This is a genomic window from Vibrio navarrensis (assembly GCF_000764325.1).
GTDB lineage: Bacteria > Pseudomonadota > Gammaproteobacteria > Enterobacterales > Vibrionaceae > Vibrio > Vibrio navarrensis.
The window spans coordinates 999,692-1,023,049 of the sequence record NZ_JMCG01000001.1 but is presented as its reverse complement, the minus strand read 5'-3'; the positions used below and the strand labels follow the sequence as shown (position 1 = coordinate 1,023,049).

Below are 23,358 nucleotides of genomic sequence, written 5' to 3'. Positions count from 1 at the left end.
CTTGCCAAAACTGCCTTGGGCAGCTTGTAGAACCAGGTAAATCCACTCTGAATTATCTAATTCAATTTGTGTGCCAATTTTTCATCTCGTCATCTTAATTTTTTAAATTCATTTAAAACAAACAGTTAAATAAATAAAAATAAGACGCTCTTTGTCCTTTGGCACTTATCTTTGTGTTGCCATTCAGCTTTGCCACCTTGCCGCTTTGCCGTTTTTAAAGGCGAACTTCAAAGCGGCAATCTTATTCCATCTCTATCCGCGCTTAAGGCTTGGCACATAAGGCATCAATCGAGGCGGAAAAACGAATCAGCTACGACTTATATTGAACATTTATAAGTAGTTAAACAGAGTCAGATCTTTGGTTTTACCAAACGCGAGCTGCGAAGCTTGCAATGCTCTGGAATTCTCATTGAACTCAATAATTGCTTTGGAGTAGTCCAAATCTTCAAAGTTACTCTTAGCTTTGCTCAGAGATAAATTGAAGTCTTCATGCTGCTGCTCTTGGATATCCAAGGTACTGAGGCGCGCACCAATATCAGTACGGGCTTTGTTTAAATGGATGAAAGCCGCATGAAACTCCTCAGTCACCTGATGCAACTTCGCTGTTGCGTTGGCATCCGAGACTGGGGCGTCGGAATACTTCGCCGCATTTTTAAAACTGTCAAAAATCGAGAAATGTTCACGAGGTTTAAGCTCGATCACATCTCCCCGTTTGATTTGCCCACGCAAATCAATCGTCAAATCGTTGTATTTGATCCCAGTGCTGGCGTTAAACTCATCGGCGGCCACCACGCTGCCATCTTTCTCCAACTGATAGCCCCATTTGCCATTACTCATATCGACAAAAGTGACACGATAAGTCGACTTGTCGAAATAGTCCTCATTAACTGCTTTATCGAGTAGCAGTTCAGAGGCATTTTGCAGCTGGTATTCGGGTTCGTAATCACCAAATGGGTTCGGGATATCCATAAACAACTTGCTGCCCGGATCGTTCATCGCCATTTCTAAACTGGCCGAAATACGCATTTTGCGCTGATAGTCGTCACCGGAATAGGTGACGCTGCCATCGTAATCGCGGAAAAAAGGCTGGGTTTTCGATTTGGTTCCGGCAAAGGTGTAGTTGCCGGATTCATCCTGTGCGTTTGCCAGATAGAGGAAATTGTTTGCCAGTTCCTCTATTTCACGTTTTTTGGCCATTCGATCTTCCGGCGACAAAGCACCGTTAATCATTTCCATTACCGTGCGTTTGGCTTCATCGGCAAACTGCTCTTGGTTTGCCACATTCACTTCATGCTGTTCTAGGCGGTTGCGCACCAGCACAATCGCGTCTAAATACTGTTTTAGTTGCTCAGCTTGCTGACCGATATTTTGAATGTAGTGCGTCGCCAGCGGATCATCGCTCGGCGAGAGCAACTTTTTGCCCGAAGCCAGTTGCGCTTGATTGTGATGGATTTTATTTTCCATTCGGCGCAAGTCATTCTGAACGGACTGATAGTTATGGAAGCTGGCAATACGTGAAATCATCTACCGTCTCCTCTCTATCGCAATTGCAAAATGGTGTTAAAGGTATCGTTGGCGGCCTGCATGATGCGGGACGACGCCATGTAGGCTTGCTGAAAACGCATCATGTTGGACGCTTCTTCATCCAAGTTGACCCCAGAAATCGCCGCCACTCTCTCTTGTGCCGCTTCATTCTCATGCTGGGCTATGTTCGCTAGGCGCGTCGCCGTTGAGTTGCGTAATCCGACGTTGGTATTGAGGTTGTGATACACATCCAAAATGGTCGACTTATTGCCGTCCATTTTTTTATCCAACTGAATTTGCTGCATTTTCCGCAAATTGCCGTTATCGCCATCCGAGGGGACAAGGTTTGCCGTGAACTTATCGTTTGCCAGCGCACCGGAGGTCAACTCAAACACCGTCTCCTTGCCGTCTTTGTAGCTAGGATGGTTAGAAGGCAGCGCCACGGAAATCGGCCCTTCTGGTGGATAAGGCGCAGGGCTGCGCACCACGTTGCCTTTGGTGTCAATCACAGCAAATTGGTCACCTTTAGGCGATACAATCACTTCAAATTCACGCAAGTCACCCGCAGCCAGAATGTTGAACTGAGCGGTGCCTTGGGCAAAAGTGGTGGACGCTTCGTAGCTCTGCGCGGCAATGGTGTTGGCGTCATTGGTTTCCACCTTCATCTGCGCCGCCGAATTTCGTGTCGGCCGCAGGAGAATCTTTTCGCCCGATTTCGGTTCGTTGCGCACTTCAACCCGCATGCCGTCCAGATAGAAAGCGGACTTGGCTGAGTCGAGCGACACGGCAACGGTTTCACCAGATGGCTTGGTCACGGTGTAGTTACTACCATCATAGCGCAGGGCATACTCGCCGCCCTGTAAGGCGGCAATGTCATTGATGAAGACGGCGACTTCAGCCGTTGAATCCGGCGCAGCAACCGCGCGCGATTTGGCAATTAACTCCGAGTTGACATCGGTAAAAATCAGCCCACCAATATTTCCACGTAAATCCAAGCCTTGTTTTTGTAACAAGTTGACTTCATTAGAAAATGCAGCCGCCATTCTGCCCAGTTCATCCATAACATGGGGGATCTGATTGTCACGCATATCCAGCATGGCGCCGAGTTTGCCGTCTAAGGCAACACTTTTAATCGGTTTGAGCGAATTACCTTCGTAGATGGCCAGACGGCGTTGATGAACGTCTGGGTAGCCGCCAATCATCTTAAGCTGACTTGCTTCCGTACCCGAGACCAAAGTGTGGCCGTTACCGATATGAATATTGAAACCTTCCGCATTAGAGCGTGGCGTGACGGTGACTTTGGTGTACTCAGACAACTCTTTAACCAATTTTTCATGTTGGTCCATCAAGTCGTTATGCGGCCCGGGGGTGCGCATCATTAAGCGATGAATGTCACGAATTTCCACTGCGATCTGGTTGATGCGCTCGATGCCCATATCCAGCTTTTTATTGGTTACATCATACTGCTGGCGCACCGTTTCGTGAAAACCGTTCACCGTTTCGGCAATAATTCTCGCTTTTTCAAGCAATACTTTACGCGCACCAATGTCGTTTGGGCTGTCTGCCAACGTTTTTAGGGCATCAAACCATTCATTGAGGTTTTCTGGAATTTTCTTTGAGGCCACAGAAGAGAGCATACCGGAGAGCATCTCTAAGTTGGCTTCGATGTCGCTCTTGTTGGCATAGTTAGTGGCTGAGAGATTCAGTTCATTGACGGCAAATTGGTCCCACGAGCGGCGAACATTTTCCACATGCACGCCCATACCAAACGTTGAACCACCAAATTGACGCGGATCGTTGGTCGCCTGAACCACAGACTGACGGCTATAACCTTCTGTATTGACATTAGAAATGTTATGACCGGTGGTGTTTAACTGTCTCTGAGCCGTAAGTACGCTCTGAGTACCTACATTCAGAAGATCCGACGCCATACGTGCCCCCAAAAACTCAATCAAATCAGTAAAAACTGAGTACCTGAACACAATAAAGCAAAAGGTATGCCAATAGAGAAAAACGCTGTTTACACAAAGAATAAGGGCCTGATTTTACTCAGGCCCTTGCGTGGAACTTACATGTTTTCAATCCGTTCTTTTACGCTGAGTACCTTCTCAGCGTAATCAGGATCGGTCGCGTATCCGGCCCGGTGAATACCACGGATGAACGCTTCAGAGTCGCCATTGTGCTGCAAAGCCACTTGATAACGAGGGTTCTGATTGAGGAACGCCACATAATCGTTGAAGCTGTCAGCAAACGAGTTATAAGCGCGGAAGGACGCGGTCTCTTTCACTGGCGTATTGTCATGGAACTCCAGTGTTTGCGTGCGCACTTGCTCACCTTGCCAACTGCGATCCGCCTTAATGTTGAACAGGTTATTACTGCTGTTACGGGCATTTTTCACTACCTTCTGCCCCCATCCCGTTTCTAGCGCCGCTTGCGCTAACAGTAAACTAGGTTCTACGCCCAAGGTTTTGGCGGCGCGCTCAGCATAAGGACGCATCGACTGAACGAACGACTCTGGTGAATCAAAGCGAGCCGTCTCTTTGCGACTCAGTTCACCCGATTCGATTAAGCGTTGCTCAATCTCACGCGCTTTGCTGGTATTGACAGGCATTCTCAATGGCGCTTCTTTGCCGGCTTCTCGCATCGCCAGCTCGTTTTTATCCACGCCTTTGTTCGCGCTCAGCTGGGCAACAATCATGTCCGCTAAACCCAATGATCCGGATGAACTCAGTTCGCTGGCCATCTGTTCGTCCAACATCTGGCGATAGAACTGCTCATTCTGGCTATTCATCAGCTCCGACTCAAAGCCCGCATTGGCATCCCGCATGGATTTAAACAGCATCGAGGTGAAAATCGATTCAAACTGTTTGGCCGCCGCTTTCAGCGCTTCCTGTTCATGCGCCTCATCACCACCAACCGCTTGTTGGCGTAGCTTATCTAGGCTGCTGACGTCGTGAATAAAACCGATGTCATTTGCGTTGTTGATCATGTTTGCCTCCCCGAACCATCAGATGATGATCAGTTGTCCTTCAATGGCACCTGCTTGCTTAAGCGCTTGCAAAATCGCCATTAGATCCGAAGGGGCTGCGCCAACCTGATTGACCGCACGAACTAAGTCGTCCAGTGTCAGTCCCGGTTCAAACTTGAACATTTTGCCTTCTTCTTCGGTGACCGAAATATCGGAATTCGGCACCACGACTGTCTCACCACCAGCAAAGGAATTGGGTTGACTGACGCTCAGATTCTCTTTGATGGCCACCGTCATGCCGCCGTGCGTCACTGCCGCTGGCTTCAAACGCACATGCTTACCAACCACAATGGTGCCAGTGCGCGAGTTAACAATGATTTTTGCTGCACCATCTGCTGGGTCAAACTCTAAGTTCTCGATCGCAGAAAGAAAAGCAACGCGCTGGCTGATGTCACGTGGCGCACGAACTCGCACCGATGTGGCATCCACTGCAGAGGCCATTTGAGGGCCTAGGAAGTTATTGACCGCATCGGCCATACGCTGCGCGGTGGTGAAATCGGATTCGAGTAGGTTAAAGGTGATAAAGTCACCGCGACCAAACGGCGTAGGCACTTCACGTTCAACCATTGCGCCGCTGGAGATGATACCAACAGTCGGGTTATTGCCGACTATTTTCGAACCGTCGGCCCCTTCTGCACTAAAACCACTGACCACTAAGTTGCCTTGTGCAACGGCATAGACTTGCCCATCTAAGCCTTTGAGGAAGGTTTGCAGTAGAGTGCCGCCGCGCAAACTTTTGGCACTGCCGATCGATGAGACGGTAATGTCGATTTGTTGCCCAGGTTTTGAGAAAGGTGGCAGTTCCGCGGTAACCATCACGGCGGCAACGTTTTTGATCTTCGGCTTGGTGCCCGCGGGTAATTGAATGCCGAAGTTTTGCAACATGGCGTTAAAGCTCTGTTCGGTAAACGGTGTCGACTCCCCAGTGCCCGGCAAGCCAGATACTAGGCCATAGCCCACCAGTTGGTTACTTCTTACCCCCGCGACCTGGGAGACATCTTTGATGCGCGCCGCTTGTGCCGAAGTCACCGTCATAAATAGACTGATTAGTATCAGGGTGAATTTTTTCATCTTAACTTACCTTCCTCTCTCAACCACTGGCCATGTTCAATTGCCACTGGTTTGCCACTTACAGAGAGACATTAAAGAATCGTGCCAAGAATCCAGGTTGCTGCATATCCTGCTGCGTTCCAGTTCCAGAGTATTGGATTCTTGCGTTAGAGACGCGGTTTGACGCAATTGTGTTGTCAAAAGCGATATCGTCGGGACGAATGGTACCGCTAAGACGAATGTACTCGTCGCCCGTATTGAGAGTTAGCCACTTCTCGCCACGGATAACGAGATTGCCGTTTGCCAGCACTTCAATCACTTCGACCGTGATCGAACCACTGATGCTGTTACTCTGATTGGCAGAAGCGTCACCAGTAAAGCTGTTAGCATTGCTCAAGTTGTAGGAAAAGTTGTATTTGCCATCAATTTTCAGCTCTTGCCCGCCCACTTGCAAAGGATCCATGCTGGCATCATTACTTTTTGATAATCCGGCATTGGCACTTTTCGACGCATTGGTGGTTTCATCTAACAGCACGGTAATAATGTCGCCAAGACCACGTGGTTTGGAGTCATCATACAGATCGGAGATGTGATCGGCGCTAAACAGAGATCCCGTAGCCGCGGCATAATGCTCGGGCTTTTGATTAGGGTGGATGGGCGCCCAAGCCGGGTCACCAGCGACTGGATCGCTACGACCACGCAAGGTATCCACAATACCCGTGCTTTGGTCTTTCGATTTGTCACCTTCAACCGCATCCACGACGGTCGTGGCTTGGCTCACTTCGCTGGTTTCGATCGGTTCTAACATCGTACAACCGCTCATCACTGCCACTAATGCAATCAGACTTAAGCGTTTCATAGCACTCTCCCTCAGGTTCATCTCAAGCTAAGTACGATTACAACTGTTGGTTAACGAAGCTCATCATCTTGTCGACTGACGAGATCACTTTTGAGTTCATCTCGTAGACGCGTTGTGCTTCGATCATATTCACCAGCTCTTCCGTCACATTAACGTTCGAGGTTTCCAACATTGACTGACGCACTTCGCCTAAACCATCCAAGCCTGGAACCCCTTCTTGCGGATCACCACTTGCGCCTGTAGGTAAGTAAAGGTTCTGCCCAATCGGCTCTAAACCACCCGGGTTGACAAAATCGGTGATGGTTATCTGGCCCACAACTTGGTTATCTTGCTGACCACGGATTCGCACTGACACTTCACCATCGGTACCGACCGTAATGGAGATAGCATCTTCAGGAATGACGATTTCTGGTTCAAGCGGGTAACCCGAACCTGAAGTGACCACCACCCCTTCACCATTGAGAGTAAACTGGCCATTACGGGTATAGCCAATATTGCCGTCTGGCATGGTGATTTGGAAAAAGCCATCCCCTTCCACCATCAAATCCAGTGCGTTGGTTGTCGTTTGCGCATTGCCGTGGGTGTGCACTTTTTGCGTTGCCACCACTTTCGAACCCGCACCAAGCATCAGGCCGCTTGGCAGTTCCGTATTTTGTGACGATTGGCCACCAGGCTGGTTGATGTTTTGATAGAACAGATCTTCAAACACCGCGCGGCCTTTTTTAAAACCGATGGTTGAGGCGTTAGCTAGGTTGTTTGAAATGGTTGCAATGTTGGTTTGCTGAGCGTCGAGCCCTGTCTTACTTACCCATAGTGCCGGATGCATAATTTAACCCTTACTCTGTTAGCTCATACGAAGCAGTGAATCGGACGCTTTGTCCAGCTCTTCTGCCGTGCTCATCATTTTCACCTGCATTTCGAATTGTCTTTGCAGGTCAATCAGCGCGGTCATCTCGCCGACGGCATTCACGTTGCTGCCTTCAATCGCACCAGTCATGATCTGTACGGTGGCATCGGCGTCGTACGCTTGATTGGGATCTTTGTGACGGAACAGTCCGTTGGTATCTTTAAACAGCGTGCTGTTGTCGGTTTTGACAAGCTTAACGCGGTCGATCTGTTCCATTTCTTCGGCAGGCGCGCCTTGCGGCAACACAGAAATGGTGCCATCTCTGCCAATTTCGATCTTACTGATCGGTAAGGGAATCGTGATCGGTGCTCCGCCTTCACCAAGCACCAGATGCCCGTTGGCATTGGTCAGTAAACCATTTTGATCTACTTTCAGATTGCCGTTGCGGGTCAACCCCTCTTTGCCAATTTTGTCCATGACCGCAATCCAGCCATCACCTTCAACGGTGATGTCCATATCACGACCTGTGGTGATCACACTGCCCTGAGCAAAATTATGTCCTGGACGCTCCGTCATGCTAAATACACGAGTCGGTAAGCCTTCGCCATACGCTTGCATTGACCGAGCTTGTGCCAAATCGGCACGAAAGCCAGTGGTACTGACGTTTGCTAGGTTGTTGGCACGCAGTTGCAACGCTTGCATATTTTGTTTAGCGCCGCTCATGGCTAGAAAGAGTGCACGATCCATAATCTGCTCCTGAAATCGAATTCTAGGATCAGAAAAGCAATCATCATGCCAATTTATTTTTCATTTAAATATCAAATGGATGACTTAGAAATGTAAGCGAGAGGCAAACACATGAGTAGGAAAATCACTCAGCGGCATGCCGGGCGGCAAGCAAGAGGCAATCGAGATGATGGTTAAGGGGTAGAGAAGAAACAAGGCTTAACCTGGGTGAGGTCGTCCAGGTTAAGCACCAGATGAATGTCATGAATAAAACGATTAACGAATCTGCAAGATATTCTGTTGCAACTGGTTGTGCACTTCAAGCGCACGTGAGTTTGCTTGGAAGTTACGCTGAGCTGAAATCAGATCCACTAATTCTTGCGTCATATCGATGTTGGACTGCTCCAAAGAACCACTAGAAACGGTACCAAATGAACCTTTGTTCGATTCACCCCAGATTTTATCCCCGGAGTTGTTGGTAGAGTTCCACTGTGTGCCACCTTTTTTGTCCAAACCTTGCTCATTCGGTACACGAACTAACGCCACTCGACCTAAGGTAACACTCTCACCATTTGAATAAGTGCCGTAGATACTGCCACTTTCATCAAAGTCCACTTTGGTTAAGAAACCCGTTGTCGCGCCATCTTCGTCAAACTTAGTCAGCTCAAACGGAGCGGCAAACTGGGTGGAAGAGTTGAGGTCAAAGTTCAGCACTTGCGTCGGATCGCCACCATTCATATCAATGGGGTTAACGCCCGCACCGAGTTGGTCAGTCACAATCGGCTGCCCATTGTTTAAGCTAGCAAGCGTGCCATCATTATTGAACTTAATCGTGTGCCCGACATGACCCGTTGCGTTAGTGGCATCACCACCAGTGATGTTGACTGGCTTCTCACCTTGGCTATCCGTTACCGTGTAGTAGGTTTGCCAAGTATTCGGTTGAGTCTGATCTTTCAGGTAGTAAGTCGTCAGTTTGTACGACTGGCCCATAGAGTCATAAATGGTTGAAGACGTTGAACGGTTATAAGTATCAGGATCCTCAAAGTTAAACGCGAGAGGATCTTTAAGTGCACCACTTGCTGGCAAGTTCACTCCAACCGTCACATTTGCCGTCTGCTTTGGTTTGCCAAATTCCGCCGGAATGTTAATAGGTTGTGGTTCGTACGAGGTGACATCGCCACTCGCAGGATCAACCTGATAGCCCAGCAAATATTCATCATTTGCCGTGACCATGTAGTTGTTCTTGTTGAGGTGAAAAGCACCGTTACGGGTTAACTCGTTCTGATTCGGCACCATTCTGTCTTTTGCCACCGCAAAGAAACCCGTACCGCTAATACGCAAATCCATTGGGTTATTAGTGTAAACACTGGAACCCTCATGGAACTGCTGCGCCACTTGGTTTGCCTGAACACCACCACCTGGGGTGGTTTTCGCATTGGTAAACAGAGAATTTGAGTAGACATCGCCAAACTCAGCACGCGATTCCTTAAAGCCGTATGTGTTGGCGTTGGCAATGTTGTTACTCGTGGTGTTCAGATCTAACTGAGCTGCGGACAAACCGCTTAAAGATACATATGACATTCCAAAATCTCCTTAATCCAGCCAGCGTAAATTACGCTTTGCCAACTTCTAGTACTTCAGCAAGTCGAACTGGCGAATCAAAGCCAGCCAGATTGAGCAGTACGTTACCATCGCCTTTACCCAGCAGAACACTGTTCACGTTGGCATAGGTTGAAACCGGGAAGTCAGTCGCCTGACCATCCAGCAAACCGGATGCTTTCACTTTGTATTTGCCAGCCGGCAATGGATTACCGTTTTCATCTTTACCGTCCCATTCGACACGGTTATCACCCGCAGGTTTCGCCCCCACCTCAAAGGTACGAATTAACTGGCCAATCTCGTTTTCCACTCGCACAATCACGTTATCCATGGCTTGTGGTAGTTTGACCATGGCAGGCATGCCTGCCTCTTCCTGCTTCATACCCGCCGCGCCTGGCACCAACACATCACGCCCCACTAAAGAAGACGCTTGCAATGCTTGGTTGGACGTCATTGACGAGTTGAGACTCTCAAACTGAGTGTTCATCTTGCCAATGCCATCAACTGTCGCAAATGAAGCCATTTGCGCAATCATCTGGTCATTACTAACCGGCTTAAAAGGGTCCTGTTGAGCCAATTGCTTAGTCAGCAAGGATAAAAAGTCCTCTTGTTTAAGATCCTGTTTACCCGTTGTTGCCGTCGGCTTTTTGCTCTCTTGCAAACTCTTAAGCTGGTCGATATAGGACAAGCCGCTTTGACCAACGTTATTGATTCCGGCCATACGTTAACTCCTTATCCTTATTGACCCATCTGCAGCGTACGCAGCAGCATTTGTTTACTCGCATCTGCTACCTGAACATTCGTTTGGTATGAACGGGAGGCAGAAATCATATTGGCCATTTCTTCCATGACATTGACGTTCGGTTTGTAAATGTAACCTTCATCATTTGCCAATGGATGTTCAGGGTTATATTCCGCGGTCAACGGTTTATCACTTTCCACAATACCGAGTACTTGTACTGGCACTGTATCGCCACGGTTATACATGGCATTACTTAACTCAGCGCCAAACACAGCATGGCGCGCTTTATAAGTGTCTTTTGCAGAGCTGCTGACACTGTCGGCGTTGGCCAAGTTGCTTGAAGTGGTATTTAGACGAACGGACTCAGCACTCATTGCAGAACCAGTTACATTGAACACATTGAATAAGCTCATCTAGTTACCTCCTTTAAGCGCTTTGGTTAAGTTCTTGAATTTGCCACCCAGAAAATCCAGTGAGGCTTGATGGCGAATCTGGTTTTGCATAAACAGGTTACGCTCTAAATCCAAATCCACCGTGTTGCCATCTCCGGTGTCCGGTTGGGTCGGAAGGCGATAAAGTTTTTCCCCCATCACCGTTGTAGTGGCAGGAATATGCCGACTGTCCGTTCGGCTAAGACCAATGCTTGCCCCCGAACTTGCCGCCTGTAACTCCTTCGCAAAGTCTAAACCTCTTGCTTTGTATCCTGGCGTGTTCGCTTGCGCAATGTTGGTCGAGATAACCTCGGCATTGCGTTCACGTACTCCCACCGTGTACTGGTGGATGCCTAGTGCATTGTCAAAGGAGATAGCCATATGCGCCTCTACAAACAGAACTGACCGTTACTAACCAAATAAAAGCAAAGAGCGTGCCAATGCGTGCAATTTAAATTTATTCAGTCCATGGAAAAGTTAGCAATTACTAAGCCAAGTATGCAGATGGAATGTCGTAGTTCCGCATACCCAGACTTAAGCTAAAGATATACGCAGACGGATACAGGCTCAAGAAAAGGGGAGAGAGAAAAAACAGAGAAAGGGCAAATAAAAAGCCTGACAACAGGTCAGGCTAGTTTGCTAAGGAAAATAAAAGGTTTCCACTATTTCAATTTGTAGATGATGCCAGGGTTACAGCGAACCATTTCAAACCGGTCAGTTAAACCTGTCAACGACTCCGAAGCACCAAGCAACAAGTAGCCACCGGGGTTCAAACTGTTCGCCATTTGGTTCAACACTTTCGATTTCATATCCGGCGAAAAATAAATCAACACGTTACGGCAAAAAATAATGTCGAACTTACCCAACAAGGCGTAGCTGTCCATTAAATTTTGCGGGCGAAAATTAACCAAGCGCTTAACGTTGTCTTTGACCTTCATGCGGCCATCGCCCGTGTCTTCAAAAAAGGTGCGACGGCGTTCTGGGGACAACCCACGCCCCAAGGCCAGATTATCGTATATCCCAGCCCGACACATGTCCAACATGCTGGCTGAGATATCAGTTGCCGTAATCGACACACTTGGCAGCATACCTGGCTTACGTTGCTGTGTTTCCAGCACCGTCATTGCCATAGAATACGGTTCTTGTCCTGATGAACTGGCGGCAGACCAAATTTTTATCGGACGTTTGTTTGCCGCAATCTCAGGTAAAAGTTTTTCCGCCAAAACAGTAAACGGATAGGTGTCCCTAAACCACAGAGTTTCGTTGGTTGTCATTGCATCAACGGCGGCAACACGTAGTTCTCGGTTACGCCCCGTGACGACGTCTCTCAACAAATCAGACAACGAAGCGAGCTTAAATTTGGTTACTAACGGGCTAAGACGACTGCGTACCAAATACTGCTTGCTGTCGCCCAGCACGATACCACACTGAGATTCCAAAAAACGGCTGAAGTCGCGATACTCTTGATCACTGATTGTAATAGCAGTCATTAATGTCTCTTTTATTTTGTTAGTGCAGTTTTAACCGCATTCCCAAGTTCATCTGGGTTAAATTTCGCGATAAACGCATTTGCACCCACTCTCTCCACCATCGCTTGGTTAAAAACGCCGCTCAGTGACGAGTGAAGAATAACATACAAATCTTTCAAATCCGCATTGCGGCGAATTTCTGCCGTCAGCGTGTAGCCGTCCATTTCTGGCATCTCAATGTCAGAGATCACCAGAGAAATTTGGTCTCGAATTGGTCCTTCAGCTGCCATTTCTAACAACTTATCATACGCTTCTTTGCCGTCTTTCACCGAGACACAGTCAAAGCCGATATTGGTGATCGCACGCTCCACCTGTTTACGCGCAACCGTAGAGTCATCGGCGATCAAGATGCGACGAACCAGCGCTTTTTCCGTCTCTACTTTGGCGATCTCTTCACCGATAGAAGAATCCATGGTTTCATCAACTGGCGCAATTTCTGCAAGGATTTTTTCAACGTCGAGAATTTCAACCAGTTCATTGTCAATGTTGGTGACTGCGGTCAGGTAGTTTGCTCTACCTGCCCCTTCTGGCGGTGGCAGAATCGCTTCCCAGTGCATGTTAATGATGCGCTCAACCGAAGTAACCAAAAACGCTTGAATCGTTCGGTTGAACTCAGCGATAACGACAAAACACTTGTCGATGTCGGTTGTTGGCCGGCCACCAATCGCCAAACTCAAATCGATGACAGAAACCGTATGGCCACGGATATGAGCGACACCTTTAACTAAACGGTGCAGATTTGGCATTGAAGTAAGCTTAGGGCATTGCAGGACTTCTTTTACTTTAAATACGTTAATACCATAACGCTGGCGGCCCATTAAACGAAAGGTCAACAATTCCAATCGATTCTGACCGACGAGTTGCGTACGCTGATTCACAGAATCAAGAATACCCGTCATAAGCTCATCTCCATCTCAAACTCAAACTTTTCGATTAAAAGTGATACTCTAAAATTACAGCTGTATAACACCAGAGAAACAGAATGGCACACTCTAATACTTGTTTATATTCATTTACCATCTCTAAGTGTAGAGCTTTCTTCAAAAGTTACGCTAAGTCTATCGGCATTTTGCTAACTTTGTTTAGTTTTTTTGCTCATGCAGCCACAGAAAATCAAATAAAACAGATACAGTTAGCGGCGGAAGAGCACATTTTAGCCAACGTGGAACAGCCCCCTGGTGGTGAGCTGTCAGTGAGTGCCGCTAATATTGATAGTAGAATAAAAGCCACCGATTGCCCGGTTGCTTTGAGTACAAGTGCTAACTCAGATAACGCCAACCGCAGCAACATTAATGTGCTGGTCGAATGCCCTCCAGACGATTGGCAAGTGTATGTCCCTGTCCGTTTGTCTATCGCTATTCCTATGGTGGTTGCCACGCGAACCCTTGCCCGAGGAGAGGTTATCTCCCTTGGCGATGTAAACCATGAGATGATCGAGTTGCAGCGCTTTCGTAAAGAAGGCTTTGCCGAAAGCTCACAAGTGGTTGGTGCGAAAGTCAAACGCACGATTCGCTTGGGAGACGTGATAGAACGAGGTGACGTCTGTGTGGTCTGTCGCAATGAAAAGGTGATTATCAAGGCCAGCCAAGATGGGATGGTCATCACAACTCAGGGGACCGCATTACAAGATGGCGCGGCAGGTGAACAGGTCAGAGTGAAAAATGACAAGTCACAACGTATAATCGAGGGTATTGTCAGTGGCATTGCCGAAGTTACGGTTCAGTTCTAACCTTTTCGTGCCTTAACTCGCCGAAGTGGTATGATAAACGCGGTTGAATTCAGGCCCGATTCCTGCTAGTTAAACAAAAGGCAAATTTTTTTCTAAAGTATTGGCTGGGTGTGTCGATACTGTGTGTACGAGTTCAATTACTTCGTAATTAAGGTTTATATATGGCAAGTATCGATAACATACGTTCAGGGCAAGTGATGACGACGAACAGTCGTAGCGCTGCACGTACAGACTCTAGCTCGTTGGCGGAGACACGCACCGAAGCGAAAAAGAGTCCTGTTGCACAAGACGCCGTGTCGCTGAGTCAACAAAGTCGCGATATCGGACAACTCCATCAGGATATGGCCGCCAAACCAGCATTTGATGCTGCAAAAGTTGCCGCGATCAAAGAAGCCATTGCAAACGGCTCTTACAAAGTCGATCCTGAAAAGCTGGCTGATAATATGATGAAATTTGAAAACGAACTGGCTGATCGTATCAAAGCGTAGTCAAGGTAGGTAATCATGGCTGCTTTAGTTGATTTAGTGGAATTTCAATACGAAAGTGCTAAAGCTCTCTCTTTATTGTTGGAACAGGAAAGCAAGGTGATTGCTAGCCGTGTATCTGTTGATATTGAGAAAATTGCCAAAGAAAAAATGACGCTCATTGGTCGACTACAACAAACCGACCATCGCATTGCCTCTCACCCGCACGTCAAGCAACTTACCGAAGATCCTCAATTGAAAGAAAAGGTCGCCAGTATTCAATCGATCATTCTTGATTGCCAGCAAATCAATCAGATCAATGGCGATGCACTTAATCGAGCACAATCCAGTTTTAACAAACTCAACAATATGCTTCAGCAAAGCCACGGAAAAGTCGGCATGACTTATAACGCTGGCGGTAAAACCCATACCATTTCAACTTTGGGTACCAATATCAAAGCCTAAAGTTATTTGTAATAATTGATGTTTCTCGTCGCACTCCTTGATGCCCCGATTATCAACTCCCGTTGCTATTCGTCTTGCACCGCTTGTTTTATCCATACTGACCTTGTTTTATTAATACTGACTAAGCAAAAAAAAAGCGACCCATGAATGGGCCGCCTGAGTAGAGATTATCTGCTGCTTATCTGTATTGGGTGGTCTAGAAAAGTGTTTGCTGACGTTTCTCCGGCACTTGTTGCACTTCACCGTAGTCACGCAATTTGTCCATTTTACGGATGTCTAAGCGCAGTTCAGTGACATAACTATCCCCAACAGGGTAACTGCGCACTACCTCTGCTCCGCGTATCACCCCATCGACCGCGCCAGACGTGTTCTCGACACCAAGTCGTTGGTCCTCCAACTGCGCTCGACCACTGACACGCATGCCATACACTTGCTCGGCCAGCTCGCGGTATGCATCAATTTTTGAAGCTCTCATCGCGCGCACGCGCTTTTCTTCGTCATTTCGTCCGGTTTGTTCACTGATGCTGGCGTAACCAACGGCCACCAAAATCTCTTCCTGACGAATTTGTTGCAATGGCTGACAAGCACTAAGCAAAAAAGCAGCCAAGAGAAATAAGAACTTTTTCATTACCAACTCCTATGGACGCAAGATAACCGTGTAAGGCTGACGGATCGTTGGATCGGAGCGAATAATCACACCATCTTGAGTACGAATACTGTTTAGCGTATCTAAGTCGCGGCCAATTCGATCCGCAGGGAGGAAACCTTGCGCCGAAGCCACCACCACTCGTGTTTGCATGCCGACCACACGAGCATTGACTAACACACCGCCTTCTTGGCGCAACATCGTGCCCGTCAATACGTATTGAATCTCTTGCTCTTGCGCTAAATCTTTCCAATCACGACTTAAAGCAAAATCGCCCTGCTGGGTAACCTGAATGGAACCTGTGGTTTTGAAATCCACCACTTTAAAACCACGACGCTGCAACTGATAAATAAATCCTTCGGAAACCGAATTCCCCAACCAGTTGGTGGCATCCATATTTTGCAGGTCAACAAAAGAGGTAACGGCGATCGGAGTTCGCGCAGAAACGCTGGTATTTGAAAGGATCAAATCTTCCGTCAAGCTTTCCACGAAAAAGTCCATGGTATGACGAGGGCTTTCCATCAGCATAAACTGACTACCCGAGTAAGGTTCTTTACCGTTGTAAATCGGTGAGTACGCGCATGAGCTCAAGGCCATAACAGACGCGACAACAAGCCATTTTTTCATGGGTTAGTCTCCAGATAATCTCAGATGTCCAATAAGACTGCTTTTGTATTCCTGCTGGTTTACAATCTTGGAACAGTCTTTGCTTTTCTATCTCTGCAACAAGACGAAAACGACATCCAAATACAGCTGAAAAATGTAAAGCAATATTTGTACCCACTTGGTAATACAGTAATGAAAAAACTTATACTTGGTTTTATTTCAATAACTTTGATGATGGTTTCCTCGATCAAAGCTCATGCGTCTTGGTACGAGGTGACAGGGGTTGCCACCATTGTTTCCTCCGAAGAAGTAGCACGGATACACGCTCTGGAAGATGCCTTGTATAAAGCGGTGACGTTTTCTGGCGCGGACATAGGTAGCCTGAGTAACTTACGCCCCTATTTAGAAGATGGTCGCACGGAATACCAGTTTACTAACCATGAAGTACGCTACATCTTAATCGAGTCTCAGCGCACACGTGGCAACAAGGTTGAGATTAAAGCCCGAGTCGACATCTATCCGTCGGCAAATGGTTGCCATGTCAGCCAATACAAAAAGACGCTACTCGTCGGCAACGTCGAGCTGCTCTCCCCACAACAAGCGGTGATGGGGCAAATCTATAAGGTAGGGGATGATTTCAGCCAAGTGCTCAACAAGCAGTTTGACCAGCAATCAAAAAGTTTTGTCTCTGTCGGCACCACCGATTATGCAATAGACAAGCGCAATCCTGAGCGAATCAAAATGATTGCGCAGGATGCAGGTGCTCAATACATCATTGGGGGCGAAATCACCGACCTGACGGCAACCATTGAATCAAAATTGCTGGCTGACGATATCATTAACCGCCAGTTTGCGCTGGAAATGAAAGTCTACGACGGCAAAACCGGCAACGAGATTTATGCGAAAAGTTACCGTGAAGTAGCCAAATGGCCCTTTGCCAAAACCAGCCAAGTGGACACTCGTAGTGCTCGCTTCTGGGCTTCCACTTTTGGCGAAATGATGCTGCGCGTAAGCCGCAACATCATGCTCGACATGGAGTCGGAAGTATCGTGCAAAATTACCCTGCCGGAAGTGGTTGCCGTATTTGGTAACACAGTGACGATGGACCTTGGCCGCATACACGGAGTACGCCAAGGCGATAAGTTGCAGCTTTGGCATACTGCCGCCTTCATCGATCAGTATGGTTTGCCGCGTAACAAGGTATCGCAAAGTGACATTACCCTGACGGTTTCGCGAGTTTACGAAAATGAAGCGGAGCTTACTGTGGATCAGCCCGATTTGGCTTCCAGTATTCAAATTGGCGATGTGATGCACAAACCGCTTTAGAATCAAAGGATAAGTTTAAAACTCGAAGTTTATCTAGTAGAATATCGACGCTTTGCTCCCATGGCACAGCTGGATAGCGCAGCCCCCTCCTAAGGGGCAGGTCACAGGTTCAAATCCTGTTGGGAGCGCCATATTGAATGAAGACTGGTTAGCCTAGCTACCAGTCTTTTATTTTGCGGTTTGAAAATATCCCACCTCAATTTTCTGATGCCCATACAAATTTTTGCGTTAGCACGGCTTTTACTACTTTAATTATTTCTAATATTTTCTTACTCTAAACGTATATTAATAGAATTATTACTTAAAGTTATGACTAAGAGCAATCTGATAACGAACACTGGTCACCGTTTTATCTCCAAAGGTAGAACCGCTTTTAAGATCCACATCCATACTCCGGACGATACCGTGCTGCATCGCTCGATCGGCTTTATTAAAATGGGCGAAAAGAAAGCGCTGCAGAAAGCGCTCAAAATGCGCAATGAACTTGGCAAAGAGATGTGGGGCAAATTTTGGCGTCGTCTCCTTAAAGATCCGCATCTGATGACGCGCCTGCCTCACAGTTTAGAGCCCAAAATTGTTCATAAACCGAGCCCTACACAAAACGATCCAAACAACCGAGACACCTGCTACATCGCTAAATGGCGAGAGCTGAACGACCAGGGCGAGTATCGCTACAAAACCGTTGTTCGCTCTATCAATAAGTACGGCAAACTCGCCGCTTACTCGCAAACTAAAAAAGCGCTACTTGATGCTCATAAAGAGAATCTTGAGATCCTGACTTTTATGGGGCGGCTGAGCAGTATTGATTTGAAATAACCCTCATTAAGATTGCTTGTTCGTCAGTGCGCAATGGAGGGGTCTGCACTTCAAAAAAGGCCCAATTTCGCGCAAAAAAAACCGCAGCATCTGGGCTGCGGTTTGCTTTAGAAGAGCCATTCTTATTGAGCGTTGGCTTCACGCTCAGCGATAGACGCCAGCGCCATCTTAATACGTGCCACCACGCGCTCTTTACCAATCAGTTGCATTACCGCATCCACCGATGGCGACTGACCACCGCCAGTCACTGCAACGCGCAGCGGCATACCAATTTTACCCATACCGATTTCAAGCTCAGCACACACATCCGCAATCACTTGGTGTAGGTTTTCCGTTGTCCACTCAGACAGAGCCTCCACTTTCGCCAAGGCAAGCTCCAGCGGCTCTTTTGCCACACCACGTAGGTGCTTCTTCGCGGCATCTGCGTCAAACGCATCGAAATCTTGGTAGAAGTAAGCGATTTGATCGGCCAGTTCAACCAGTGTATTACAACGTTCACCAACCAGTTTAATGACCTCGGTGATCGCAGGGCCATTGTCTTTATTTATCCCTTTTTGATCTAAGTGCCATTGAAGGTGCTCAGCGACGTACTCAGGCTCAGAGGTTTTGATGTAGTGGTTGTTCAACCAAAGCAGTTTGTCGGTGTTAAACGCGGAAGCCGATTTTGAAATCGCATTCAGACTAAACAGATTGATCATCTCTTCTTGTGAGAAGATCTCTTGGTCACCGTGAGACCACCCCAAACGCACTAAGTAGTTATTCAGTGCGACTGGCAGGTAACCCATGTCGCGGTACTGCATAACCGAGACCGCACCATGACGCTTAGACAGTTTCGCACCATCGTCGCCGAGAATCATGGCACAGTGAGCGAAAGTCGGTACTGGCGCGCCCAAAGCTTCATAGATGTTAATTTGACGAGGCGTGTTGTTGATATGGTCTTCACCACGAATAACGTGCGTAATGCCCATGTCCCAGTCGTCTACTACCACACAGAAGTTATAGGTTGGTGAGCCATCGGTACGACGAATGATAAGATCGTCCATTTGGCTGTTGCTGATTTCGATACGACCACGAATTTGATCGTCAAACACCACGCTGCCCGATTTTGGGTTACGGAAACGAATCACACAAGGGTCGCCCTCTTTTGCCGCTTCGTTAACCGCTTTAATTTTCGGGTGATCCGCATCGTAACGAGGCATCTCTTTGTTCGCTTCTTGCTCTGCACGCACTTCGTCCAGCAGCTCTTTAGAAGCGTAACATTTGTAGGCTTTATCTTCCGCCAGCAACTTATCAACCATTTCGTTGTAACGGTCAAAACGTTGTGTCTGGAAGTAAGGGCCTTCGTTCCATTCCAGTCCAAGCCATTGCATACCTTCAAGGATGGCGTCTACCGCCTCCTGAGAGTTACGTTCTAGGTCAGTATCTTCAATACGCAGAACGAATTCACCACCTTGGCTTTTTGCGAACAACCAAGAGTAAAGTGCGGTGCGCGCACCACCAACGTGAAGGTAGCCAGTTGGGCTAGGAGCAAAACGAGTTTTAACCGTCATCAGAATTCCTTAGGGATAAAAGGCAGCATTCAAGGTGATTGCTGCGCGTTCAAGGATAAAAGTGGCGACATTTTACCACCGCAGAGCGAATCTACAACATGGAGATAGCATTCTACGCTCGCCTAATCCGCGTATCTCGCGCGGCAAATCAAGCGTTCATTTCTCACCAAAAGAATGCTTGACCTTCCCCCTAAGGGAAGGTTTATCGTGTTCAACACATTCTTTCGTTGGGAACCAAAAGATGACCTATTACACCCTGCCTTTATCTGGACTCAACTGCATGGGCTGTGCGCGCAAAGTGGAGAAGGCGCTGCATCAGGCACACTCCGTGAACATCACCGCCCTTTCCCCTACAGAAATTACTTTAGAAAGCGAGACGGCACTGCGCGACCTCGTAGCCACCATTGAAACCTTGGGTTACCAAGCCGGGCATCAGTATCACTTTGCTCTGCAAGGATTAAACTGTGGTGGCTGCGTGAAGAAACTGACCACGCTACTCAGCCAGCAGGCAGAAGTGGTGCGTTTTGATGCAAGCAAAGATGAGCTCACCCTCACCACCAGCTTAAGTGAAGCCGAAGTGGTGAGTTTGATTGCCACGCTGGGCTATCTGGCGCAGCCGTTTGCAAACCGGGGATTAGAAATCACCGATCCCACACAACCCTCTTCTGCGCCAGACCATCAGACTGAAGTAAAGAGCGCGTCCTCCGCTCATGCTCTGCATTTACTGATCCAAGGCATGACCTGCGCAAGCTGCGTCTCTTCTGTCGAAAAAGCCTTAAGCTCAGTGGCTGAGGTCGACAAAGCTCAGGTCAACCTTGCCGAACAAAGCGCGCTGGTTTTTACCCAGTCAGATACAGAAGCCTTACACAGCGCCTTGGTTGCCGCCGTTAAGCAAGCGGGTTACCAAGCCGAAGTGGTGCTTGACGCTGAACTCACTCAGCAAAAACAGAACGAGCAGATGCAACAAACTCAGCGCAAACACCAAAACAGCGCATTGGCAGGCATTGGGGTGGGAGCGCCTTTAATGCTGTGGGGCGTACTGGGTGGCAGCATGACGATTACCAGCACACAAGACCAAGTGGCTTGGGGTGCGGTCGGTCTCGCCTGTTTGCTCTTGCTTGCCACCGCGGGCAAGAGTTTTTTTACCAATGCTTGGCAGGCACTGATGCACAAACGCGCGACCATGGATACGCTGGTTGCATTGGGCACTGGAGCCGCTTGGCTCTACTCGATGTTGGTGGTTTTATTTCCAAATTGGTTTCCACAAGCCTCGCGTCATGTTTACTTTGAAGCCAGCGCTATGATCGTTGGCTTGATTTCACTAGGACACTATATCGAAGCGAAAGCCAAAGCGCGTACAACTCAATCGCTGCAATCGCTGATAAACCTTCAGCCTCAAACCGCAAGTTTGGTGACCGACCAAGGCGAGCAAACCATCGCTGTCAAACAGATTCAATTAGGGATGAAACTGCGCATCAAGCCAGGAGAAAAAATCCCCGTTGATGGTTTGGTGATTTCTGGCGAGTCGTATCTCGACGAATCCATGCTCACAGGTGAACCCGTTCCGGTTTTCAAACAAGCACAAGATAAGGTCTCGGCTGGCACACTGAATCAAGATGGTGCCCTAGTAATCCAAGCCACAGGAATAGGCGCAGACACTATGCTGGCGCGCATCATTCGTCTGGTTCGCCAAGCACAAAGCAGCAAACCGGCGATGGCCAAATTGGCCGACGAAATTTCGGCAGTTTTTGTTCCCGTAGTGGTTGCCATCGCGCTCTTTGCCGCCGCGATCTGGTTTGTGTTTGGCCCAGATCCGAAAGCGAGTTACATGTTAGTGGTCACGACGACAGTGCTGATAATCGCTTGCCCGTGTGCCCTAGGTTTAGCCACGCCGCTCTCTGTCACTGTCGGTGTTGGTAAAGCCGCCGAGATGGGCATTTTGATCCGCGATGCCGATGTACTGCAATCGGCCAGTCGCATCAATACTGTGGTGTTTGATAAAACAGGCACCCTGACCCAAGGCGCGCCGAGCGTACAACAGCTGTTTGCCTTCAATCACGACGCATCTTCGTTGCTTTCGTTGCTACTTAGCGCTGAGCAGCATTCAGAACATCCGCTGGCCAAAGCGATCGTCAACTACGCCAAAACGCAACAAGCCACGGCGCAAGCGCTAGAACAATTTGAAAACTTGCGCGGAAAAGGGGTACGCGCTGTGGTCACAGGACAGACCCTACACATTGCCTCTGTGACGCATTTGCAATCGCTCAAGGTTGATTTTAGCCAAGCGCAAGATGCTCTGAACACTTGCCAGCACAACGCTTGGACCACAGTCGCTGTCTCACTAGACGGCCAATTAATCGGCCTAGTGGCTATTGCCGATCCGGTCAAACCCGATGCTGCCAACGCGATTGCCACATTAAAAGCGCAGCGCATTCATACTGTGATGCTGACCGGAGATAACTTGCATGTTGCCAGCGCGCTTGCGAAGGAGCTCGGCATTGATGAAGTGATCGCTGGAGTGCTGCCCGATGAGAAAGCAGACCATGTCGCACGCTTGCAACAGCAAGGACGCCACGTCGCTATGGTGGGCGATGGCATTAACGATGCTCCGGCACTGGCGCAAGCCGACATCGGCATTGCCATGGGCAGCGGCAGTGATGTAGCGATTGAGAGTGCGCAAATGACGCTGCTCAACCCATCGCCAATCGCTATCATCAGCGCCATTGAGCTGTCCAAAGCGACGGTGCGCAACATGAAACAGAATTTATTCGGCGCATTTGTGTACAACTCATTGGGCATTCCTATTGCCGCAGGCGTACTTTACCCTGTGTCGGGCTTTTTGCTCAGCCCTGTGATCGCGGGTGCGGCGATGGCTCTTTCTTCCATTACCGTGGTCAGCAACGCCAATCGACTACGTCTTTTTAAATCTACAACCAACGCTGAGAGGTCATGATGAAACTCAAATCCCTAACCCTGCTAATGCTGACTGCGCTCTCTGCCAATGTGCTGGCAACGGAGGTTATCAACCATAAATCCCCCTATTGCGGCTGCTGTAGTGATTGGAGTAAACACATGCAAAATAACGGCTTTGAGGTGAAAGACGTGCTGCATGACGACATGAACAGGGTGAAAAAACAACTGGGTCTCAAAGACAGCAAACTTTACTCCTGCCATACGGCAGAAATTAACGGCTACGTTTTCGAAGGCCATGTGCCGGCCAAGGATGTCAAAACATTCTTAGCCAACCCGCCGCGCAATGCGAAAGGCTTGACGGTTCCCGGTATGCCGATGGGCTCGCCCGGTATGGAGTATGGCGAGAAGCAAGAAAGTTACTCGGTTTATGTCTTTAACGAACAAGGTCAAGCGTTTGAGTACAGCCACTACAAGGGAAACTAATCTCAAACATTAGGCAGAAAAAGGC

The 23,358-nt window shown here is 48.3% G+C and carries 23 protein-coding genes and 1 tRNA gene; 8 read left to right on the top strand and 16 right to left on the bottom strand.

Annotated features, from left to right (window positions below; all coding sequences use genetic code 11):
- Positions 1 to 330: 330 nt before the first annotated feature.
- The 13 genes from flgL to EA26_RS04580 all read right to left on the bottom strand — a co-directional run bounded on the left by flgL (position 331) and on the right by EA26_RS04580 (position 13,234).
- The gene (gene flgL, locus EA26_RS04640) at positions 331 to 1,524 is read right to left on the bottom strand and encodes a flagellar hook-associated protein FlgL (RefSeq protein WP_039424639.1); all 1,194 of its coding nucleotides are present in this window, start codon (positions 1,522 to 1,524) and stop codon (positions 331 to 333) included.
- 14 nt (positions 1,525 to 1,538) lie between these two features.
- Positions 1,539 to 3,455 carry a flagellar hook-associated protein FlgK gene (flgK, locus tag EA26_RS04635; RefSeq protein WP_039424637.1) on the bottom strand — a complete coding sequence of 639 codons (1,917 nt, stop codon included), beginning with the start codon at positions 3,453 to 3,455 and terminating at the stop codon, positions 1,539 to 1,541.
- Positions 3,456 to 3,592: 137 nt separating this feature from the next.
- The gene (gene flgJ / locus EA26_RS04630; RefSeq protein ID WP_039424636.1) at positions 3,593 to 4,513 is read right to left on the bottom strand and encodes a flagellar assembly peptidoglycan hydrolase FlgJ; all 921 of its coding nucleotides are present in this window, start codon (positions 4,511 to 4,513) and stop codon (positions 3,593 to 3,595) included.
- An 18-nt stretch (positions 4,514 to 4,531) separates the two neighbouring features.
- Positions 4,532 to 5,623, bottom strand: coding sequence for a flagellar basal body P-ring protein FlgI (locus tag EA26_RS04625; RefSeq protein WP_039424634.1), 1,092 nt, complete (start codon positions 5,621 to 5,623; stop codon positions 4,532 to 4,534).
- Positions 5,624 to 5,681: 58 nt separating this feature from the next.
- Complete coding sequence (gene flgH, locus EA26_RS04620) at positions 5,682 to 6,461, bottom strand: flagellar basal body L-ring protein FlgH (RefSeq protein WP_039424631.1); 780 nt, start codon at positions 6,459 to 6,461, stop codon at positions 5,682 to 5,684.
- Between the two features lie 37 nt (positions 6,462 to 6,498).
- Complete coding sequence (gene flgG / locus EA26_RS04615) at positions 6,499 to 7,287, bottom strand: flagellar basal-body rod protein FlgG (protein ID WP_039424628.1); 789 nt, start codon at positions 7,285 to 7,287, stop codon at positions 6,499 to 6,501.
- Positions 7,288 to 7,305: 18 nt separating this feature from the next.
- The gene (gene flgF / locus EA26_RS04610; RefSeq protein ID WP_039424626.1) at positions 7,306 to 8,055 is read right to left on the bottom strand and encodes a flagellar basal-body rod protein FlgF; all 750 of its coding nucleotides are present in this window, start codon (positions 8,053 to 8,055) and stop codon (positions 7,306 to 7,308) included.
- A 255-nt stretch (positions 8,056 to 8,310) separates the two neighbouring features.
- The gene (gene flgE / locus EA26_RS04605; protein WP_039424625.1) at positions 8,311 to 9,615 is read right to left on the bottom strand and encodes a flagellar hook protein FlgE; all 1,305 of its coding nucleotides are present in this window, start codon (positions 9,613 to 9,615) and stop codon (positions 8,311 to 8,313) included.
- 31 nt (positions 9,616 to 9,646) lie between these two features.
- Positions 9,647 to 10,354, bottom strand: a complete 708-nt coding sequence (gene flgD, locus EA26_RS04600) for a flagellar hook assembly protein FlgD (RefSeq protein WP_039424622.1) — start codon at positions 10,352 to 10,354, stop codon at positions 9,647 to 9,649.
- Positions 10,355 to 10,371: 17 nt separating this feature from the next.
- Positions 10,372 to 10,788 (bottom strand): flagellar basal body rod protein FlgC, encoded by a 417-nt coding sequence (flgC, locus tag EA26_RS04595; RefSeq protein WP_039424619.1) that lies wholly within the window; start codon positions 10,786 to 10,788, stop codon positions 10,372 to 10,374.
- Entirely contained in the window at positions 10,789 to 11,187 is a 399-nt protein-coding gene (gene flgB / locus EA26_RS04590; protein ID WP_039424618.1) for a flagellar basal body rod protein FlgB, read from the bottom strand.
- Between the two features lie 281 nt (positions 11,188 to 11,468).
- The gene (locus EA26_RS04585) at positions 11,469 to 12,296 is read right to left on the bottom strand and encodes a protein-glutamate O-methyltransferase (RefSeq protein WP_039424614.1); all 828 of its coding nucleotides are present in this window, start codon (positions 12,294 to 12,296) and stop codon (positions 11,469 to 11,471) included.
- A gap of 11 nt (positions 12,297 to 12,307) precedes the next feature.
- Positions 12,308 to 13,234, bottom strand: a complete 927-nt coding sequence (locus EA26_RS04580) for a chemotaxis protein CheV (RefSeq protein ID WP_039424611.1) — start codon at positions 13,232 to 13,234, stop codon at positions 12,308 to 12,310.
- A gap of 83 nt (positions 13,235 to 13,317) precedes the next feature.
- On the opposite strand from EA26_RS04580, the gene flgA reads away from it, so the two are divergent.
- From flgA to EA26_RS04565, 3 genes are all read left to right on the top strand, one after another.
- Positions 13,318 to 14,064: a flagellar basal body P-ring formation chaperone FlgA gene (flgA, locus tag EA26_RS04575; protein WP_039424608.1), complete on the top strand. Its 747-nt coding sequence runs from the start codon at positions 13,318 to 13,320 to the stop codon at positions 14,062 to 14,064.
- 161 nt (positions 14,065 to 14,225) lie between these two features.
- A complete protein-coding gene (gene flgM, locus EA26_RS04570) occupies positions 14,226 to 14,552 on the top strand; it encodes a flagellar biosynthesis anti-sigma factor FlgM (protein ID WP_039424606.1) in 327 nt (108 codons plus the stop codon).
- 15 nt (positions 14,553 to 14,567) lie between these two features.
- Complete coding sequence (locus tag EA26_RS04565; protein WP_039424603.1) at positions 14,568 to 14,993, top strand: flagella synthesis protein FlgN; 426 nt, start codon at positions 14,568 to 14,570, stop codon at positions 14,991 to 14,993.
- A 196-nt stretch (positions 14,994 to 15,189) separates the two neighbouring features.
- Here EA26_RS04565 and flgP read toward each other — a convergent pair whose 3' ends face one another.
- Both flgP and EA26_RS04555 read right to left on the bottom strand, forming a co-directional pair.
- Positions 15,190 to 15,621 carry a flagellar assembly lipoprotein FlgP gene (gene flgP, locus EA26_RS04560; RefSeq protein ID WP_039424600.1) on the bottom strand — a complete coding sequence of 144 codons (432 nt, stop codon included), beginning with the start codon at positions 15,619 to 15,621 and terminating at the stop codon, positions 15,190 to 15,192.
- 9 nt (positions 15,622 to 15,630) lie between these two features.
- Positions 15,631 to 16,266, bottom strand: coding sequence for a FlgO family outer membrane protein (locus EA26_RS04555; RefSeq protein WP_039424598.1), 636 nt, complete (start codon positions 16,264 to 16,266; stop codon positions 15,631 to 15,633).
- A gap of 171 nt (positions 16,267 to 16,437) precedes the next feature.
- On the opposite strand from EA26_RS04555, the gene EA26_RS04550 reads away from it, so the two are divergent.
- From EA26_RS04550 to EA26_RS04540, 3 genes are all read left to right on the top strand, one after another.
- The gene (locus EA26_RS04550) at positions 16,438 to 17,571 is read left to right on the top strand and encodes a flagellar assembly protein FlgT (protein ID WP_039428768.1); all 1,134 of its coding nucleotides are present in this window, start codon (positions 16,438 to 16,440) and stop codon (positions 17,569 to 17,571) included.
- A gap of 54 nt (positions 17,572 to 17,625) precedes the next feature.
- Positions 17,626 to 17,702, top strand: a tRNA-Arg gene (locus EA26_RS04545).
- A 178-nt stretch (positions 17,703 to 17,880) separates the two neighbouring features.
- Positions 17,881 to 18,387: a hypothetical protein gene (locus tag EA26_RS04540; protein ID WP_039424596.1), complete on the top strand. Its 507-nt coding sequence runs from the start codon at positions 17,881 to 17,883 to the stop codon at positions 18,385 to 18,387.
- Between the two features lie 122 nt (positions 18,388 to 18,509).
- Here the strand turns inward: EA26_RS04540 and gltX are convergent, their stop codons facing one another.
- Positions 18,510 to 19,937 (bottom strand): glutamate--tRNA ligase, encoded by a 1,428-nt coding sequence (gene gltX, locus EA26_RS04535; protein WP_039424594.1) that lies wholly within the window; start codon positions 19,935 to 19,937, stop codon positions 18,510 to 18,512.
- Between the two features lie 241 nt (positions 19,938 to 20,178).
- On the opposite strand from gltX, the gene EA26_RS04530 reads away from it, so the two are divergent.
- Positions 20,179 to 22,890: a cation transporter gene (locus tag EA26_RS04530; RefSeq protein ID WP_039424591.1), complete on the top strand. Its 2,712-nt coding sequence runs from the start codon at positions 20,179 to 20,181 to the stop codon at positions 22,888 to 22,890.
- Positions 22,890 to 23,333: a DUF411 domain-containing protein gene (locus EA26_RS04525; RefSeq protein ID WP_039424590.1), complete on the top strand. Its 444-nt coding sequence runs from the start codon at positions 22,890 to 22,892 to the stop codon at positions 23,331 to 23,333. The genes EA26_RS04530 and EA26_RS04525 overlap by 1 nt, the downstream gene beginning before the upstream one ends.
- Positions 23,334 to 23,358 lie beyond the last annotated feature (25 nt).

Coding starts and splice junctions, on each gene's coding strand:
- flgL (WP_039424639.1), bottom strand. CDS start 1,524: ATGATTTCACGTATTGCCAGCTTCCATAACTATCAGTCCGTTCAGAAT.
- flgK (WP_039424637.1), bottom strand. CDS start 3,455: ATGGCGTCGGATCTTCTGAATGTAGGTACTCAGAGCGTACTTACGGCT.
- flgJ (WP_039424636.1), bottom strand. CDS start 4,513: ATGATCAACAACGCAAATGACATCGGTTTTATTCACGACGTCAGCAGC.
- EA26_RS04625 (WP_039424634.1), bottom strand. CDS start 5,623: ATGAAAAAATTCACCCTGATACTAATCAGTCTATTTATGACGGTGACT.
- flgH (WP_039424631.1), bottom strand. CDS start 6,461: ATGAAACGCTTAAGTCTGATTGCATTAGTGGCAGTGATGAGCGGTTGT.
- flgG (WP_039424628.1), bottom strand. CDS start 7,287: ATGCATCCGGCACTATGGGTAAGTAAGACAGGGCTCGACGCTCAGCAA.
- flgF (WP_039424626.1), bottom strand. CDS start 8,055: ATGGATCGTGCACTCTTTCTAGCCATGAGCGGCGCTAAACAAAATATG.
- flgE (WP_039424625.1), bottom strand. CDS start 9,615: ATGTCATATGTATCTTTAAGCGGTTTGTCCGCAGCTCAGTTAGATCTG.
- flgD (WP_039424622.1), bottom strand. CDS start 10,354: ATGGCCGGAATCAATAACGTTGGTCAAAGCGGCTTGTCCTATATCGAC.
- flgC (WP_039424619.1), bottom strand. CDS start 10,788: ATGAGCTTATTCAATGTGTTCAATGTAACTGGTTCTGCAATGAGTGCT.
- flgB (WP_039424618.1), bottom strand. CDS start 11,187: ATGGCTATCTCCTTTGACAATGCACTAGGCATCCACCAGTACACGGTG.
- EA26_RS04585 (WP_039424614.1), bottom strand. CDS start 12,296: ATGACTGCTATTACAATCAGTGATCAAGAGTATCGCGACTTCAGCCGT.
- EA26_RS04580 (WP_039424611.1), bottom strand. CDS start 13,234: ATGACGGGTATTCTTGATTCTGTGAATCAGCGTACGCAACTCGTCGGT.
- flgA (WP_039424608.1), top strand. CDS start 13,318: ATGGCACACTCTAATACTTGTTTATATTCATTTACCATCTCTAAGTGT.
- flgM (WP_039424606.1), top strand. CDS start 14,226: ATGGCAAGTATCGATAACATACGTTCAGGGCAAGTGATGACGACGAAC.
- EA26_RS04565 (WP_039424603.1), top strand. CDS start 14,568: ATGGCTGCTTTAGTTGATTTAGTGGAATTTCAATACGAAAGTGCTAAA.
- flgP (WP_039424600.1), bottom strand. CDS start 15,621: ATGAAAAAGTTCTTATTTCTCTTGGCTGCTTTTTTGCTTAGTGCTTGT.
- EA26_RS04555 (WP_039424598.1), bottom strand. CDS start 16,266: ATGAAAAAATGGCTTGTTGTCGCGTCTGTTATGGCCTTGAGCTCATGC.
- EA26_RS04550 (WP_039428768.1), top strand. CDS start 16,438: ATGAAAAAACTTATACTTGGTTTTATTTCAATAACTTTGATGATGGTT.
- EA26_RS04540 (WP_039424596.1), top strand. CDS start 17,881: ATGACTAAGAGCAATCTGATAACGAACACTGGTCACCGTTTTATCTCC.
- gltX (WP_039424594.1), bottom strand. CDS start 19,937: ATGACGGTTAAAACTCGTTTTGCTCCTAGCCCAACTGGCTACCTTCAC.
- EA26_RS04530 (WP_039424591.1), top strand. CDS start 20,179: ATGACCTATTACACCCTGCCTTTATCTGGACTCAACTGCATGGGCTGT.
- EA26_RS04525 (WP_039424590.1), top strand. CDS start 22,890: ATGAAACTCAAATCCCTAACCCTGCTAATGCTGACTGCGCTCTCTGCC.